Genomic DNA, 15,709 nt, shown 5'->3' with positions numbered 1-15,709 from the left:
CCACCTCCACCCTTACTCTTCGACGCTCGACGAGACATCGACTTCCAGGTCCGCAAAGCGCGTCTGGCTCGCCTGGAAGAAGAGGCTCACCTCGCCCACAGGACCATTTCTATGCTTGGCAACAATTATATCTGCAATGTTTTTGCGCTCAGTATCAGGATTGTATACTTCATCTCTGTAAATGAACATCACTATATCAGCGTCCTGCTCAATGGAACCGCTTTCTCTCAGGTCCGAGAGCTGGGGGACCTTGGATTGGCGGCTCTCAACGGTACGGGAGAGCTGCGCCAGGGCCAGCACGGGCACGTCAAGTTCGCGGGCCAGGCCCTTCAGGTTACGGCTGATCTCGGAGACCTCCTGCACGCGGTTCTCGTTGCGTTTGCCTCCGATGGAGGACTGCATGAGCTGGAGGTAATCGACAATGATCAGGTCCAGTCCCTGCTCGCTGGCGAGGCGGCGGGCCTTACTGCGCATCTCCATGGTGGAGATGCCCGCCGTATCGTCGATGTAGATACGCGCCTGCGAGAGGCGCCCCATAGCCTGCTCGATCTGCTCCCAGTCTTCGTCCTCAATCCAGCCGGTGCGTAGGCGCTGCTGGTCGATGCTGGCCTCCATAGAGAGGAAGCGCTGTACTAACTGTTCCTTACTCATCTCCAGGCTGAAGACGGCCACGCTCTGCTGATAGCGGACGGCGGCATTGCGCGCCAGGCTCAGGGCGAACGAGGTCTTACCAACGGCGGGACGCGCGGCCAGGATGAGCAGGTCTGAGCGCTGAAAGCCGCCCGTTAGGCGGTCGAGATCTGTGAAGCCAGTTGGCACACCCACGATGGTGCCACGGCGCTCATGAAGCTGTTCTAGCTTCATCAGGTAGCTGGTGAGGACATCGTTAATGGCGGAGAAGTCTGAGCGCGTTGTACCCTGACTGATCTCGAAAATAAGCTGCTCGGCCTTGTCCAGGGCCACGTCGGCATCGCCTTCGTCGTAGGCCACGGCGGCGATCTGCCCGGCGGCGTGAATCAGGCGCCGGAGGATGGCGGTACGGGATACGATACGCCCATAGTGCTCAACGTTGGCACTGGTGGGGACGAGGTTGACAAGCGAGGTAATATAGTCGGCCCCGCCCACCTCTTCGAGCTTTCCCTGCTGCTCTAGCTCGTCACAAATGGTGATGAAGTCGGCTGGCTCATGTTGCTCGTAAAGCTGAACAATAACTTCAAAGATGACACGGTGCGCGTCGCGGTAGAAGTCTTCGGCGCGTAGAAAGTCTGCCACCTGAACGATAGCTTCAGGATCGATAATGATACTCCCAAGTACACCGCACTCGGCCTCTACATTTTGCGGTAGCAGTTTTTCCACGTCAGCGACTCCAGCATCTACGAATAACTAAGAAAAATATGATCTGTATTTCAGATGGAAAAGTGTGTGCTCAAAGTGTAACGAATCTGGCGCCCGAAATCAAATGCCAGGAATGGCTGTGCTATGTGGATATGTGGATATCTTCGCGTCAAAACGGCAGATTTTGTGGGTAGGAAAAAGGTTATTTCTCACTTATCCACCAAAGAATGGGAGTTATCCCCACTTAAAAGCAGTTATCCCCGAACTTATCCACATACTTATCCACAAAAATTGGCATGATTGTGGATAAGTACAAGTAGGAAAGTTGGTATGTGAGGGGGAAACCTGTCCTAGGAGGACGTGAGATGTATGAGGGGAGTCAAATGGGGAAGAGAGCGAGAACGAAGGAAATAGTAGCCTGGAGGAGGGCTTGACCCAACCATGCAAGAGGTTTATTATAACACAAAGAATTATGCGGTATAGAGGACCACCGCATAAGAAAAAAGGAGCATCGCTAAGAACCCATGCCAAAGACGACAAAACGTACAGCCACAAAACGGGCGGCGCGCATAGCGAAAGCGCACGCTACTGAACTGCCAAAGGTTGAGCCAAAAGTTGCCCAGCAGTCCCAGCAGCGGCGGACTCCAAAGCAGCAAGCGCCAGCTCGTGGGATAGCACGATATCCATGGGCGATTACCATGTCTATCCTGGTTATCGCAGCCGGCGTCGCCCTCCTGTATTTCAACCACGTTGGCCCTTTCGCTCCCCCAGCTAAACAAGCTTCAAACGCGAAGAAGGCGACTGCCATTGCGACGCTCGCTCCAGATGTGAAAGCGAAGGCAACCACTGTAGTCGCGAGTATGCCAGCAGATCATAAGCAGGCCTTCACCAGTTCTAATTGTCTCAAGTCTGATATCCTGAGCAAGATTACTGATACCGCCGCAGCCCCGAGTTCCGCAGATAAGGACAAAATTAAGCACAGCTACGATAAGGCCCCGGCTATGACCATCAACCAGAAGACGACCTACTGCGTTGGCATCAATACCAATCGCGGATTGATTGTCCTCGAACTGATGCCCCAGTGGGCACCTGAGACAGTCAATAATTTTGTCTACCTGGCGCAGAACAAGTTCTATGATGGGCTGACCTTCCATCGTGTTATGAAAGACGCTGGCAACCTTCAGATCGCCCAGGGTGGTGATCCCAAGGGGGATGGCACGGGCGGCCCTGGCTATACGCTGCCTGACGAGACGGGGAAAAATGGCGATTATACTGCGGGCACGATCTCAATGGCGCGCAGCGATAAAGTCTCTGGTAGTCAGTTCTTCCTTAACACTGGCGACAACTCCACTGGCCTGAAGGGACAAAACTTCAACACCTTCGGCTGGGTTGTCAAAGGCATGGACGTCGCTCTGGCCCTGCAAGGTCCAAGCGATAGCAACAAGAACATTACCTCTGATGTAATGAATCATGTACTTGTTGTTCCTGCCTCCTAAAGGTACAATGTAAGGAGTACAGTGCATTGTGTCTGTACACAGTGCACTGTTTTTTGTTGTTAGCTTTAGGAGGATGTTTTTCGTGGCCAAGCAATATAACAGTGCACCTGCACTGCAGATTGATCCCAAGAAGAAATATACCGCCGTCATGCACACTAGCAAGGGCGATATTCGTATCGAGCTATTCGCCGCACAGGCGCCAATAACAGTCAACAACTTTGTCTTCCTGGCGCGCGAGGGTTTCTATAACAACACCACTTTCCATCGCGTCATTGGTGGTTTTATGGCCCAGGGTGGGGATCCCACGGGTACCGGCATGGGTGGTCCCGGCTATAAATTCAATGACGAGCAGGGCGCGCTTAGTCTTAAGCATGACAAGGCTGGTATTCTCTCGATGGCCAACGCGGGGCCAAACACAAACGGCTCTCAGTTCTTTATCACGCATGGTCCCACGCCTCACCTCAATGGGCGTCATGGCGTCTTCGGCCAGGTCGTTGATGGCATGGATGTGCTGATGGCTATTCGCGAGCGCGATCCACAGCGTGATCCACGCCCCGGCGATGAGATTAAGTCCATCGATATCATCGAGGAATAATTTCTCGCGCCTGCGGTGCTCACCCAGGTAAAAATGATGTGGAGTGTGCTGGCAGCCATAGGCTGCCAGCACACTCCACATCATTTTTACCTGGAGAAGGGTTAGAGCGTACACGCTCCACATTATTTTACCTGGAAAAATAGGCAGGAAAGAATTTAGAGGAAGGGGCGGAGTGGTCGCAGGAGATACTCGGCGTATTTGTGGAGGCGTGGACGGCTCTCCCATTCTACCAGGGATAGTTCACGGGCGTGGGTTGTATCGTTATGAAAGATAGTCTCCATCTGGGTCGCGAGTTCGCGATTATAGATGGCGAGGTTGATTTCATAGTTTCCAAGCATGCTCAGGCGGTCGATATTGGCAGTGCCGACCGTTGACCAGATGCCGTCGATGGTCGCGGTTTTAGCGTGCACCATGGCATCCTGGTAGAGGAAGAGGCGAATGCCAGCCTTGAGACAGGTCGTATAAAAGGCACGCCCCAGCCAGTCGGCGATAACGTGATTAGAGATGGCTGGCAGGAGGATGCGTACATCAACACCACGCTCGGCAGCTTTGAAGAGCAGGCGGATGAAAAAGCGATTGGGAATGAAGTAGGCCTGCGTCAGGTAGATTCGCTTGCGCGCCCGATCAATGACCTCGTAGTAGGAGGCGCGGATGGGGAAGGTCAGAACGGAGGGTTCGTTCCGGAAGAATTGTATATAGGGGTCCCAATCACGTTTCGCACTCGCTGCCAGCCGTGGTAGATCTCGCGTGCGATGGGTGTTCCAGAAATCGACAAAGGTGGCCTCGACCTCCCAGGCATCGTGGCCGATGATGCGTGCATGCGTATCGCGCCAGTGTGTTGCGTAGAGACTGCCAATGTTATAGCCACCCAGGAAGGCCACGCGACTATCAACGACCAGGATCTTGCGGTGATCGCGTGCGTAGCTGGCCAGGCTCAAGGGATTGAAAGGGAGCGTGAGAAAGGGATAGGCTAGCATGTGAATCTGTGGCGCAAAAGAGGCAAAGAAGGCGCGTGGCACAACGAGATTGGCGAAAGAATCGTAGATAACATAGACCTCGATACCTCGGGCCGCTGCACGACCTAATGCGTCTCTGAATTGCCGTCCCACCGCATCACCTTTCCAGATAAAGGTCTCGATGAAGATATGTTTACGCGCGCCCTCGATGCTTGCCAGCATATCCGCGTAGAGATCCTCTCCATAGGTGTACAACTTGATCTCGGAATTGACGACGTAGACGGGGGAGGTTGGGATGCGGGTAAGATGCCCCTGGGGACGTGCCTGCTTGCGCCGCTGATCCACGACCAGTAAGATCATACTGACCACGAAGGCGGGCGCAAAGATTGCCATGAGCAGCCAGCAGAGCAAGCAGGAGAGCGAGAAGCGTGCTTGCCGGGAGGTCAGCCTGGGAATGTGTTCAGGCGTCGGCATAGAATAGTAACCCTCCAGTCTGACTGTTTGCTTCCATGGACAAAAAAGCGTACCACTATTACTATACAAAGTGGTCCATTAGTGGTTTGCTCACCGAATTCGTAGGGTCCATGCTGGCATGGACTGCGAGCGCAGCGACCTTCTAAGCGCAGGAGAGTCCATGCCAGCATGGACCCTACAGGTTCTTTAGCGGTAGGCATCGGAGAAGTTATTGACGGATTGCCACTGGTCCATGGGCCAGTAGACAAAAGCGGCCTTGCCGATAATATAGTCGCGTGGAACAAAGTCCCAGAGGCGCGAGTCGTTACTGGTGCGGCGATTATCGCCGAGCACAAAGTACTGGTTTGAGGGAACCTGCCAGGTTTTGGCGAAGGGATTGTCATAAGAAAGCCGTGTGTATGGCTCATGGAGCTGGCGACCGTTGATCCAGATATGTTCGCCATTGATAAGGATGCTATCGCCCGGCAGGCCAATGACGCGTTGCATATAGGCGATACGTGTATCGCGAGGATAGCGGAACACAATCACATCGCCGCGTTCAGGATTATGCGTGGTATATGCCAGCTTATTGACCAGCACCAGCGAAGACTGGACAATGGCTGGGCTCATACTTGTGCTGGTCACCTGGTAGCTTTGTAGAATGATACGGAAGGCAAAAAAGAGGATTGCCACAAAGACGGCGATTTCGACGCATTCTCGCACAAACTGTCGCTGGTTCAACACACCACTCCCTCTCCACATACTCCCCCTCGGAAACCTGCATGCAATTTATTTTTATTGAATGGTGCAGGTTGGCAGCCCGAGGCTGCCAACCTGCACCATTCAATAAAACAAGGCGAGCGCCGCAGGTGCGAGGGGCCAAGCCAAGAACTTGCTCATGACATTCTCTACTTAACAGTATAGCTAAGCAGGTGACTGGAGTAGTACCGAGTGGCTATGTTTGGGGAGACGTGAGGGGGAAAGTAGGCTATTCCCCTTCCTCTTCCTCTTCCTCTTCTTCCGCCCCATAATAGTAGGGATGGTTTAAGGTCGCGCGTATCGCGCCCCATTGTGAGAAGATACCACCAAAGAGACAGCCTATGACCAGGATCACCAACTCAACCGCGATGCCGCCAGCCACCTGGCCGCTATATTGTTGCCCCGAAATATTGCCAGGATAACCGGGGATATAGCGCAGGAGAAAGCTAGCGATATAGATGATAGCGACGGCCACGACACCAGTCCAGAAGGCAGGGCGGCGCACGATGATACGTTTGCCGGTGATAAAGCCAGCGATAAAGCAAAGAACGATATTGATGATAAGGGCGAGACAACCTAGGCCCAGGGCGAGATAAGTCCAGGGGCCAGCGGAGGCTTCACGAGCCTGGTTCGCATAGGCGGGCACGCTCAAAAAGTTGATGATCACGTTGAGCACGACGCCAATCAGGCCAAAGATCACACCCATGGTCAGGGCGCGACTGGTCGCGTTGGCCGGGGGGGCGTAGACACCAGCATCCTCATTGGGATCGTAAGAAGATCGATTACGCATAGAACCTTTGTATTCCTCTTATACAATGTAACGCTTCGGCACACTTCGCGTTACCTGTAGGGGTAGTGCACGGTAGTGGTAACGCTTTGGCAAACAAACTGTTTGCGCTATGGCATTCGCCACTACACGTGTCGTGAAGCGCTTGAAGGCACGGACGAATTACTGCTTTCCGACTCCCGCGAAGGTATCGGAATGAGTATTAATAAATTTCCACCTGTTAACAGGCCAGTAGACGAGCACGGCCTTGCCGATAATATTGGCCTTGGGAACATAATCCCAGTAGCGTGAATCATCGCTCACAGGTCGATTGTCGCCTAGTACAAAGTATTGACCAGGTGGCACCTTCCATATTTTAGCAAAAGGATTGACTGGCGCACTAATATAAGCCTTTTCATCGAGAAGTTTATCATTTACCCAGACATGAGTACTATCTATGCGAACCGTGTCTCCAGGCAGACCAATGATGCGCTTGATATAGTCGACGCGAGGATCGCGCGGATAGTGAAAGACGATGACATCACCGCGCTCAGGGGCCTTAAAAATATAGGCCACCTTGTTAATGAGCACATACTCATTCGCATTGAGTGAAGGCTCCATGCTTTGCCCATCGACTTGGTAGGTTTGCACGACCAGGCGGATCAGAAAGAAGATCAAGAGTGTGAGGACAATGATCTCCACGAGTTCGCGTACAAGATGGGAACGTGGTTGTTTCAACGTTGAACCTCGCCTTTTCTTTTTTTATGTCAAGGGTTTTGCGCCGCTGGCTTAAAAGAACGTGGATGGCACGTGCGCACGACCCAGGATTATGCGGTAAAGATGGCCTCACGGATGAGGGCTTGCTTTGTGGATAGGGTATCCTGCGACAGAGAATGCCATTGCCTGTCATTATAGCTGAAAGTCTATGAGCTTGCTAGAAAGTAGAGAGCATGGGGAGGCGTATCCTCCCATGCTCTCTACTTTCTAGCGCCTGGAATAGATGACATAGCCGGCTACCGTTTCACGCCGGTAATGCGTTGGATCTGACGCGTACCTTGTGGCCTCAAAATTATGTGCTTGCAAGGAGGTCAGCGGAAAGACATAGGTTGGTGAAGGGACCTGGCCTACTATCGTCGCATACTCAGGATAACGATTCTGCCCAGGTTCCAGGTTGTAATCGAGATTGCTGCACAGAATGTTTTCATCTGATGCGAAGATCAGGCGATTACACGTCCAGTACTCCGAATAGATACGCGTCTGCTGGTGTGACAGCAGGTATGACACCAGGGTTTGTTGGCGCTCGTAGGCGGCCTGTGCGTTGGGCGTATCAGCGAAGGTACGAATGGTCCCCACAACTAACATGACCAGGATAAGCAGGAGCGCGCCCACGCGAGCGAAGAAGAGGAGGCGCTCGCCTCCCTTTTCTGGAAACGCCAGCGTTTGGATGCCCCGCCAGAGTGGCCAGAGTATGGCAGGGAGCGCGACGCACATGCTCAAGAGATAACGTGCCGTCGGGCCAGGATTGACCGCCGAAGAGGCGCTCACCGTATAGAGCAGTAGAATCGCGCCCGCGCTGAGCAGCAAGGCCAGGCGCAGAGCCTCCAGCACGAGCGTTCGATAGGCTGGCGACTTGGCCAGTGGTTCCTGGCGTGGCCAGTGCCGCCAGAGCGAGGTCACCGCCATCACAGTTGCGCTCCCCCAGAGCACCAGGTAGCCTAGAGACCAGAGGCCCTGTGTGATGCTACAGGTAAATGTGGCGGCCGTTGTCGGGCCAAAGAGAGGAAGACTCTCAGTTGTGCATACGGGGTTAAAGCCGGTAATCGCCGGCAGGGCAAAGAGGAGTGAGCCAACCAGGCGCCGCCAGGGAGAGATATTATGGGCTGCCATCTCATTGGCCATGACTTTATTCACGTTGATGATATCGTTGAAGGTATTGTGCGTGATAGGCATAGATATATTGTAATACGCCATGGGCGAGATACACAGCAGAAAGCCAGCCAGCAGGCCTACAAGATTCCAGCCACGAACCTCCCTGCGGCAGAAGACCAGCAGGAGCAACAGGGACAGTCCCACAAACGGAAGGGTAATCTGATCGGTCCAGACGGCCAGGCCACAGAGTATACCCTCAAGTAAGAAGAGGAGGCGGCGGCGTATTGTGAGCGTGGCGGTAGGGGTAGTCAGGGCCAGGTGCGCGGTTAGCAGCAGCAGCGAGGTGCTTAAAACCAGGATATCGGGATAGCGTCCAAAGGCTTTAAGCTCTTGAATTAACATATCAAGCGAGCCAAAACTTAGAAGCAGGACGCTAAAGAGGGCCAGTTTCCGTGAATAGAGCTTACTGGTCAGGTTATACAGGAGTATGAGAAAGAGCGCAAAAAGCGTTATCAGAAGCAGGCGTACCGTGAAGACCGATGGGCCAAGCAACAGAACAAATGGAGAGGCCAGGTGGGCTTCCAGAGAGCCGAGATAGGATTGCCCATAGTAAAAGATGGGATGTTCGCCCCGAAAGGCGATATGCAGGGCCATTAGATCGATGACGCTCTCATCGCTGTTGGTCGTTGGCCAGTTGAGAGAAATAAGTGCAATACGAAGGACAATAGCCACGACAACCAAGGCCAGCAAGATTAATTCAGATATGCCGATGCGGAATCTCTTCAAAAATACCATACAATTCCTAACGTTAGAGCAGCCCTGGTGGTTGCATCCAGGGAAGAATGTCGGGGGTAGTGAAGTTGCCCCACTACCCCAACTCAAGCATACGTTGTCTAAAATAAGATGTCAATGGAAGATAAGCTTCTTATAAAGATCTATAAGCTCTTGCGCATAACGCCGCCAGCTAATCACAGAATCCAGAGACTGAAGCTCGTCTGTGGTGGGATGATAGTAACGACGTGTGGCAGCCTGGAGCGCCTCTGACAGCGATGAAGGACTTTCAGGCTGGTAATAAATACCAGTGTGTAGAGGAAGCATCCCCTGGTAGCGTGGCAGTGTAGGCGCGATAACCAGTCGATCATAGGATGCAGCCTGGATCGCAGCGTGCAGGTTGCCAACAGTGATATTCGCCCGGTGAGGAAAGATCACTACATCGCACGCGCCCATGTAGAGCGGAAGATCAGCCTCGCGCGCCTGGGGATACACATGAACATGCTCATCCACGTAGGCAATGCGTTTGAGCTTGCGCGTGAAGCGTTTGGTTGCAGGAGGACCTGCCAGGAGCAGGTGCAGTTGGAGAGGCTCCGGCTCGCGATTAGCCATCTCCTGTTGTATCTCTTGAAAGCCCTGTATGAGCTGTAAGACCTCGCTCTCAGTGTGCAAATGCGTGTGACAGAGATAGATAAAGGTATTTGGTTCGGTCAGGCCAAGCTGCTTACGCGCCTGCTCTTGCAAAATAAGGGGAGGATTGGCCCCGCGTGAGCCGGGATAGGAGAGGCCATAGGTACGCTGGCGCAGCTCTTTCTCGGCATAGAGGTCCTGGGGCTGGCGCGTGAAAGCCTGAATCGCGTTACTTCTCGAGAGAAGAGTATACTCAATCTCCAGACATTTACGGGCACGCCGACCTGGGAAATTGTGCCACCAGCCCCCCGCATCCGTCGCAACGATGGTAACACCCAGGAGGCGCGCCACCCAGAGCGAGAACAGGAGGCGTCGTCGCGCAAGCCAGGAGAGCTTGAAAGCGCCTGGCTGGTAGATATGGACCACGCCAATGGAGCGTTGCTGATAGGCACGATGACGCCAGAGCCAGTTGAGCGGAATGGCCCGCTTTTTTGTGACCAGGGGAACCTCATCTTTTAAATAGTCGAGAACGCGTGGCTGTTCTTCTTTATTGGGATATACAAAGAGAACCGAGGGAAGCGTGATTTCGGCAGGGGCATGGTAGAGTGCCTGGATGAGCTGTCGCAGTCGGCCCGCGGCCCGTGCCCGCTCCATCGCCGCCATCATATACTCCGAAGTTGGCTTGTGAGCAAGCACGATCAGGGGGCGCTGGATACAGGCCATATTGAGAATATTCAGACACTCCATAAACGCCGCCAGGAGGATCTGGCGTGTCGTGGAGGGTGCTGGCGCATCGGCGCGAGGTTGACAGGCATAGCGGGCCAGGATTTCAGCACGCCCCTGCCAGTAAGCTCGCCCTAGAAAGAAGGCTTTTTGTAGACGTACAATTGGCGCGCGATGAAAGACCAGAGCCTGTGGCTCATACCAGAGCTGGCAGTCATGCTGGCGTAGGCGCTGGCATAACTCTTCTACATCTAAGTTGGTAGGACTATGCAGGCGTTTGCTAATATAGGGCGAGAAGAGACCCACCTTGCGCAGTGATTTGATTTTTACGGAGAAACAGCAATTGCTAAACGCGAGACCAGGCGGCATTGGCAGGCGCTTCTGCTCGAAACCAAAGGGCGAAAAATAACCCAGGACATCCAATAACTCGTCCGAGAGCCAGTAAGGCCGATCGCCCTCCCAGCGAATATCGACGCGTCCACCAATGGCGTCCGCGTTGGTCTCGTGGTAAGCGAGTAGCAGTGCCTCTAGCAGGTTGGCATCCGCGATGCTATCATCATCCATGAAGACGGCAATCTCTCCACGTGCATGAGCCAGTCCCGTGTTGCGTGCGTAGGCCAGCCCATTCTGGGATTCAGAGATGCAGCGTGCCTGCCAGTGTTTTTCGGATGGTGTGCGTTTATCGTAGAGCGATTGCAGATAGTTTTGTATGGCTTCAGCCGTCCCGTCGTTTGATCCATTATCAACCACTATCACCTCGTAGAGGTGTGGTGGCAACGTTTGACGGTGCAGGCTGGAGAGCGCCGAGAGAACTAGGTTGCGGCGGTTATATGTACAGAGAATAATGCTCAAGCGCGGTAGCTGTGGCCTCCCCTGGGAGTGATAGACCGCAATCGACTGGATATGGGCATCGGTATTTGGCGAATGGTACTGGTGAAGTGTCATCATACCTCCTTGGGCGCTAGCGCCACCTGCTTTTTCAGCGAAATATGGCAGAGCAGTATCGACCCCACTGCCGAGAGAATTTGTGCACTGGCGCTGGCGATGGCCGCGCCTGAAAGACCCCAATAGGGAGTAAGCAGGACCGCGAGCAGAATGTTGAGGATAGCAGCACATAATCCCAGACGCAGGCGTAAGGGATGCTGCTTGTAGGTTGCCAGGTAGGTTGTACTGACCGAAGCCACGCTCCCAAAGGCGGCGGAGACCAGCAGGATACGGAACGGTACGACTGCCTCCAGGAACTCTGGCCCCAGGCAGAGTTGAATAAGAAAGGGGCAGAGCAGCATGATAAGGCCGCAGAGCGGGAAGGCTAAGACTGCCATCGCGCATGATGTATGGATAAATTGTTGTTGCGGAGAGCTACAGAGCCAGTGCGCGCGTGAGACCAGGAGCAGTTGGGTACAGAGTGGGGCGAGAAAGGTCGAAAAAAGCAGCGGGATCAAGCTCATCAGCCAGCTACTTAGCAGCGCGCCCAGCGCATAGAAGCCCAGGTAGGCGGGGCGATACCAGAGAGCCAGGAGGAGGAGCTCGCTACGTTGCCAGACGATGGCATCAATGAGAAAGAAGAGCGGTGAGTTTCTGATCTTGCGTACCAGTCGCTCGCGGAAGAGGTGACTGGGAGCATGAGCCTGGCTGACTGGGAGCAGGCGCAGCACGCAGATCATAGCCATGACCAGTGTAAGAGTATCCGCGATGGCGCGTGCCAGTAAAAAGATGCCAATCCGTTCACCATCGATGTGCAGGGCGACAACCACCAGGAGGAAGCTGACAAAGGCTCCAAAAATTTGCAGCATGAGTAGGAGATCTGAGCGTTGCTGACCACGCAGCGTCACCCCGGCAATGTTGCTAAAGAGCAGGGGAAGACTCGAGAGGCTGCCGAGTAGAAGGAGAGAGCGACTGGGTATGTGGAAGAACCAGGCAACAGGAGTGACAAGGATCAGGCAGGCCAGGATATAGAAGCCGATATGGCAGCACTGGCGGCACCAGAGAAAATAGAAGATTCCGGCTACCAGGCGAGGGGCTTCGTGACTCTGCGTGCCTGCGATATGCTGATTAGCAGGTGCTGAGGCCCCTATGCCAATCAAAGGGATCACCAACGCGCCGAGCCACTGCACAAACGCAAAGATGCCAAAGTCATCGGGGCCGAGCGTACGAATAATGAGCACCTGTGTGCAGCATGTAATGAGTGTCGCGTAGAGAGTCGCATAGAGATGCCAGTAGCCTGGAAGTAAGAAACCTCCCTGTTCACGATCAGAGAGCAGACCCGGAAGGTGAATATTTTGTAAATGAGAGCGAATATTATTTGAGCGTGGTAAGAGCATGACCCCTCCACCCATACCGCACCACGTTACCACAAAGCAACATTGAATCCCAACCCCACAAAATAAAAAATACAAACCAGAGTATCCAAACAGAACCCATACTCTCTTTCATTGTAGCAGAGAGTTCGGGAAAGGCTTGTAGAGGTGCATTTTGTGTACCATAATGTACCATAATAGATCATTGTAGGGCAATGTATAGTTGTGTCGATATGTGAGGCAGTGAGGCACATGGTAGTAGCAAGCAGTAGTATGTATAGAGAGGGTGTGTGCTTTTAGGATAAAAGACGGTCCTCTGCACAAGGTTTGTTGCGTGTAGTTGATGTTGAGGAGTGGCGGAGTGAGAGAACAGACCAGTCTTAGTGAGCGTGGCATGGTGATTCAAGAGCGTGTGGGGGGCAAGAAGCTCCATGCAATCATTCATATCGAGGTGCATGAGGCATATTTTTTGCCTTATTTGCCACAGTTAACCTGCTATCCTTCTCGCAGGTTGCTTCACCTATTTCCCTACGAGCTCGCAAATGAATATCGTTGTGTGCCAGTAGGTATCGAGCGGGGGGCGGTCACCCTGGCTACAGGCCACTGTCTCGCTAGTGACGTTCTGGCCCGGCTTCAGAAGCATACGCACAAGCGTATTTTTCAAGTGCGTTGTGCGGATATAATCCTTGACGAGTTACTACAGTACTGGCGAGGCGTGCTCCTGGCTTAAGGGTAGCGGCTCTGCCTGCACTGGCGGCTTTCTCTCTTTTCATATATTTTAAGCAAGAGAGAAAGCCGCGCGCGAGGCTGGGTAAGCAAAGCCTGCATCTACCGACTGAATATCGGGGGTGCGCAACGTGCGTCGCAGGTTATTGAGCGCGGCCTGAATGCGCTTCTTTAACGTATTTTCGGAGGTCTCAAGTGAGCGTGACATCTCCGGCAGTGTCATCCCATTGTAGTAGTGGAGCACGATGACAACACGTTGTTTCATAGGAAGATTATTAATCGCCTGGGCCAGGTCCCAGTCTCGTTCCATCTTTCCTTTGAAGTCATCAGCTGCCTGGGCGATCAGGTCTGTTTCCTGCTCTAAGAGTGTCTGGCGCATAAAGGCAGTATTGCGTGCGAGGCGTCGCTTAAAACTGATGCATTGATTGACAACAATACGCATGAGCCAGGGGCGAAGCGCACCCGCCTTGCGCAGATCTGTGAGATGGTTCCAGGCAAGGATGAATGCATCCTGTACAACGTCTTCGGCCACATCACGATCCGCAACAATGAGCGTCGCTGTACGCAGCATCAAGTTGCCATACTGCTCCACAATATCCTCAAAGGCTTTTTGATCGCCCTGGAGCGCACGGCTCACAGTGATTTCTTGCTGTACCTGCTCGGGCGTCAGTTCACTGGTCATCTCCATCTCTTGCCCCTCTCTACCTGTGTAGGGATGGTGGAGGTATGTATCGCAGGCGCGTCGATTGTAGATGCGAAAGGTGCAGGCTGGGTTGTAAGCGCCACCATGATGTGTATAACCTCCTCATATGTATGCGTGATGCAAACTCTGTACAAAATATAGCACGATGATAGGGCACGTTCAAGGTGTGCCCACTCACGAATTTGTGCATGTGTAATCTTTGTGCATGGAAAATGGCTTGTTTTGGAGGATTAAAATTGTATTAGAAGAGATTTATGGTTTTGCTTATTATATTTGTACAGTGTTTGACGCATAAGTGAAATGGGTTTGTGCAATGTTTGGTTAAAAAGGACGGTGAGAGGCATAATACCCCTCACCATCCTTTTATTCGGACGTTATTCTCCTGTAGCGGCTTCTTTAACCTGTCCTTTGGTCTGAGCAAACTGATCAGGATGGCGTGTGCGCCACTCGCCCCACAGGACAATAATGATGGTTTGCAGGACGCCGGCTATGGGTGAGGCAAAGAGCGTACCCCAGATGCCAAAGAGCTCGCCACCAGCGACCAGTGCGAAGAGCGAGACAATTGGATGAAGTCCAACAGACTTGCCGACGATACGGGGACCCACCACCTCGCCCTCGATAACGTGTATGAAGACAAAGTATACCAGGACAAGGAGGGCTGTAACCCAGGACTGGGTTAACGCAATGAGGATGCAGACCGCGCCTGAAATAAAGGTGCCAAGGACTGGAATGAAAGCCATAATAAAGGCCAGTATACCCAGGAGGAAGGCATAGGGCAGGTGGAAAATGAAGCCCATGCCCAGGCCAACCAGTACCGAGATCAGCAGAGCCAGGATAAATTGTCCACGTATATAGCCGCCAACCACGCGTTGCAGAGTATCCAACAAGAAGTTGGCGCGTGCGGCCTGGGGAGTATTGCGACGCAACCATTGAATCACGCGTGTGCCATCAATGAGCAGATAGATGCTTAAAATGGCAACGATAATGGTATCGATAAGAAATTCAAGGAAGCTGCGTAGAAAGGGAATGGCGTCGCGGGTAAACTCCTCGCCACGTGTAAGTAGAAATTGCCGGCCCTCGTTTATTTGTGCACGTGTGATGCCAAAGTTTACCAAGGAACGTTCTAGCTGTGTTGGCTGGCCTCCATGTCGCTCGGTCAGGCTTTGCATGTAGCGCAGCAGGTCATGCGTTTGTGTAATCGTTGCGCGCGAGGTCATATAGCCAAGCAGGCTAAACGCTGAAAGCACGATTAAATAGACAACCAGGATCGCCACGATACGCGGCATGACGCGCTGGAGTAGTTTTACCAGAGGGGCAAGGGCAAAGGCAAAGAGAGCGGCAATCGCCAGCATCAGCAAAGCCTTTGTGATGTGTGATGCCAGCCAGAAGACGAGGATAATGAAGACGCTCCAGGCCAGGTAGGTTAGCGGAATATCGCGCCTGGTGGCCCACTTCTGCCAACGTTGTCTCTGGGTGAGGCCTGGTTGCCTATCTGGAAGTTCGGGTGCATCTTTGGCCATAGAGCAGAGTCTCCCTCAATAAAGGCTGAACAAACAGTAAGAATACTACTATACAAGCCATTGTAGCAGAGGGAGTGTGAGCCAGGTGGAGAAGGGCAAGAAAAAAGGAG

At 53.2% G+C, this 15,709-nt stretch carries 13 protein-coding genes; 3 read left to right on the top strand and 10 right to left on the bottom strand.

The window, feature by feature from the left end; genetic code table 11:
- Positions 1-12: 12 nt before the first annotated feature.
- Positions 13-1,356: a replicative DNA helicase gene (gene dnaB, locus JMJ16_RS35780; RefSeq protein ID WP_201370742.1), complete on the bottom strand. Its 1,344-nt coding sequence runs from the start codon at positions 1,354-1,356 to the stop codon at positions 13-15.
- Positions 1,357-1,859: 503 nt separating this feature from the next.
- Here dnaB and JMJ16_RS35775 point away from each other — a divergent pair.
- Positions 1,860-2,831, top strand: a complete 972-nt coding sequence (locus JMJ16_RS35775) for a peptidylprolyl isomerase (RefSeq protein ID WP_201389440.1) — start codon at positions 1,860-1,862, stop codon at positions 2,829-2,831.
- Positions 2,832-2,913: 82 nt separating this feature from the next.
- Positions 2,914-3,426 carry a peptidylprolyl isomerase gene (locus JMJ16_RS35770; protein ID WP_201370744.1) on the top strand — a complete coding sequence of 171 codons (513 nt, stop codon included), beginning with the start codon at positions 2,914-2,916 and terminating at the stop codon, positions 3,424-3,426.
- A 155-nt stretch (positions 3,427-3,581) separates the two neighbouring features.
- Here the strand turns inward: JMJ16_RS35770 and JMJ16_RS35765 are convergent, their stop codons facing one another.
- From JMJ16_RS35765 to JMJ16_RS35735, 7 genes are all read right to left on the bottom strand, one after another.
- Positions 3,582-4,856 (bottom strand): phosphatidylserine/phosphatidylglycerophosphate/cardiolipin synthase family protein, encoded by a 1,275-nt coding sequence (locus tag JMJ16_RS35765; RefSeq protein ID WP_201389439.1) that lies wholly within the window; start codon positions 4,854-4,856, stop codon positions 3,582-3,584.
- Between the two features lie 186 nt (positions 4,857-5,042).
- Positions 5,043-5,579, bottom strand: coding sequence for a signal peptidase I (gene lepB / locus JMJ16_RS35760; protein ID WP_236601871.1), 537 nt, complete (start codon positions 5,577-5,579; stop codon positions 5,043-5,045).
- Between the two features lie 244 nt (positions 5,580-5,823).
- Positions 5,824-6,384: a hypothetical protein gene (locus JMJ16_RS35755; RefSeq protein WP_201389437.1), complete on the bottom strand. Its 561-nt coding sequence runs from the start codon at positions 6,382-6,384 to the stop codon at positions 5,824-5,826.
- A gap of 159 nt (positions 6,385-6,543) precedes the next feature.
- On the bottom strand, positions 6,544-7,098 hold the full coding sequence (lepB, locus tag JMJ16_RS35750; RefSeq protein ID WP_201380870.1) for a signal peptidase I: 555 nt from the start codon (positions 7,096-7,098) through the stop codon (positions 6,544-6,546).
- 246 nt (positions 7,099-7,344) lie between these two features.
- Positions 7,345-9,015 carry a hypothetical protein gene (locus JMJ16_RS35745; RefSeq protein ID WP_201389436.1) on the bottom strand — a complete coding sequence of 557 codons (1,671 nt, stop codon included), beginning with the start codon at positions 9,013-9,015 and terminating at the stop codon, positions 7,345-7,347.
- Between the two features lie 120 nt (positions 9,016-9,135).
- Entirely contained in the window at positions 9,136-11,301 is a 2,166-nt protein-coding gene (locus tag JMJ16_RS35740) for a glycosyltransferase (RefSeq protein ID WP_201389435.1), read from the bottom strand.
- Positions 11,298-12,674, bottom strand: coding sequence for a lipopolysaccharide biosynthesis protein (locus JMJ16_RS35735; protein WP_201389433.1), 1,377 nt, complete (start codon positions 12,672-12,674; stop codon positions 11,298-11,300). The genes JMJ16_RS35740 and JMJ16_RS35735 overlap by 4 nt, the downstream gene beginning before the upstream one ends.
- A 337-nt stretch (positions 12,675-13,011) precedes the next feature.
- Between JMJ16_RS35735 and JMJ16_RS35730 the strand changes: the two genes are divergently transcribed.
- Positions 13,012-13,380, top strand: a complete 369-nt coding sequence (locus JMJ16_RS35730) for a hypothetical protein (protein WP_201389431.1) — start codon at positions 13,012-13,014, stop codon at positions 13,378-13,380.
- Between the two features lie 48 nt (positions 13,381-13,428).
- Here JMJ16_RS35730 and JMJ16_RS35725 read toward each other — a convergent pair whose 3' ends face one another.
- Together JMJ16_RS35725 and JMJ16_RS35720 are read right to left on the bottom strand one after the other, a co-directional pair.
- Positions 13,429-14,064: an RNA polymerase sigma factor gene (locus tag JMJ16_RS35725; RefSeq protein WP_201389429.1), complete on the bottom strand. Its 636-nt coding sequence runs from the start codon at positions 14,062-14,064 to the stop codon at positions 13,429-13,431.
- 389 nt (positions 14,065-14,453) lie between these two features.
- Positions 14,454-15,599, bottom strand: a complete 1,146-nt coding sequence (locus JMJ16_RS35720; RefSeq protein WP_201389427.1) for an AI-2E family transporter — start codon at positions 15,597-15,599, stop codon at positions 14,454-14,456.
- Positions 15,600-15,709: the final 110 nt, after the last annotated feature.

Source organism: Ktedonobacter sp. SOSP1-52 (assembly GCF_016587395.1).
Note: the sequence above shows the minus strand (reverse complement) of the source record. Positions and strands in the feature narration are given on the sequence as shown.

Excerpts from the sequence above, each read along its gene's own strand:
- JMJ16_RS35740 (WP_201389435.1), bottom strand. The coding sequence starts at position 11,301 with ATGATGACACTTCACCAGTACCATTCGCCAAATACCGATGCCCATATC.
- JMJ16_RS35735 (WP_201389433.1), bottom strand. The coding sequence starts at position 12,674 with ATGCTCTTACCACGCTCAAATAATATTCGCTCTCATTTACAAAATATT.
- JMJ16_RS35720 (WP_201389427.1), bottom strand. The coding sequence starts at position 15,599 with ATGGCCAAAGATGCACCCGAACTTCCAGATAGGCAACCAGGCCTCACC.
- JMJ16_RS35755 (WP_201389437.1), bottom strand. The coding sequence starts at position 6,384 with ATGCGTAATCGATCTTCTTACGATCCCAATGAGGATGCTGGTGTCTAC.
- JMJ16_RS35775 (WP_201389440.1), top strand. The coding sequence starts at position 1,860 with ATGCCAAAGACGACAAAACGTACAGCCACAAAACGGGCGGCGCGCATA.
- JMJ16_RS35725 (WP_201389429.1), bottom strand. The coding sequence starts at position 14,064 with ATGGAGATGACCAGTGAACTGACGCCCGAGCAGGTACAGCAAGAAATC.
- JMJ16_RS35765 (WP_201389439.1), bottom strand. The coding sequence starts at position 4,856 with ATGCCGACGCCTGAACACATTCCCAGGCTGACCTCCCGGCAAGCACGC.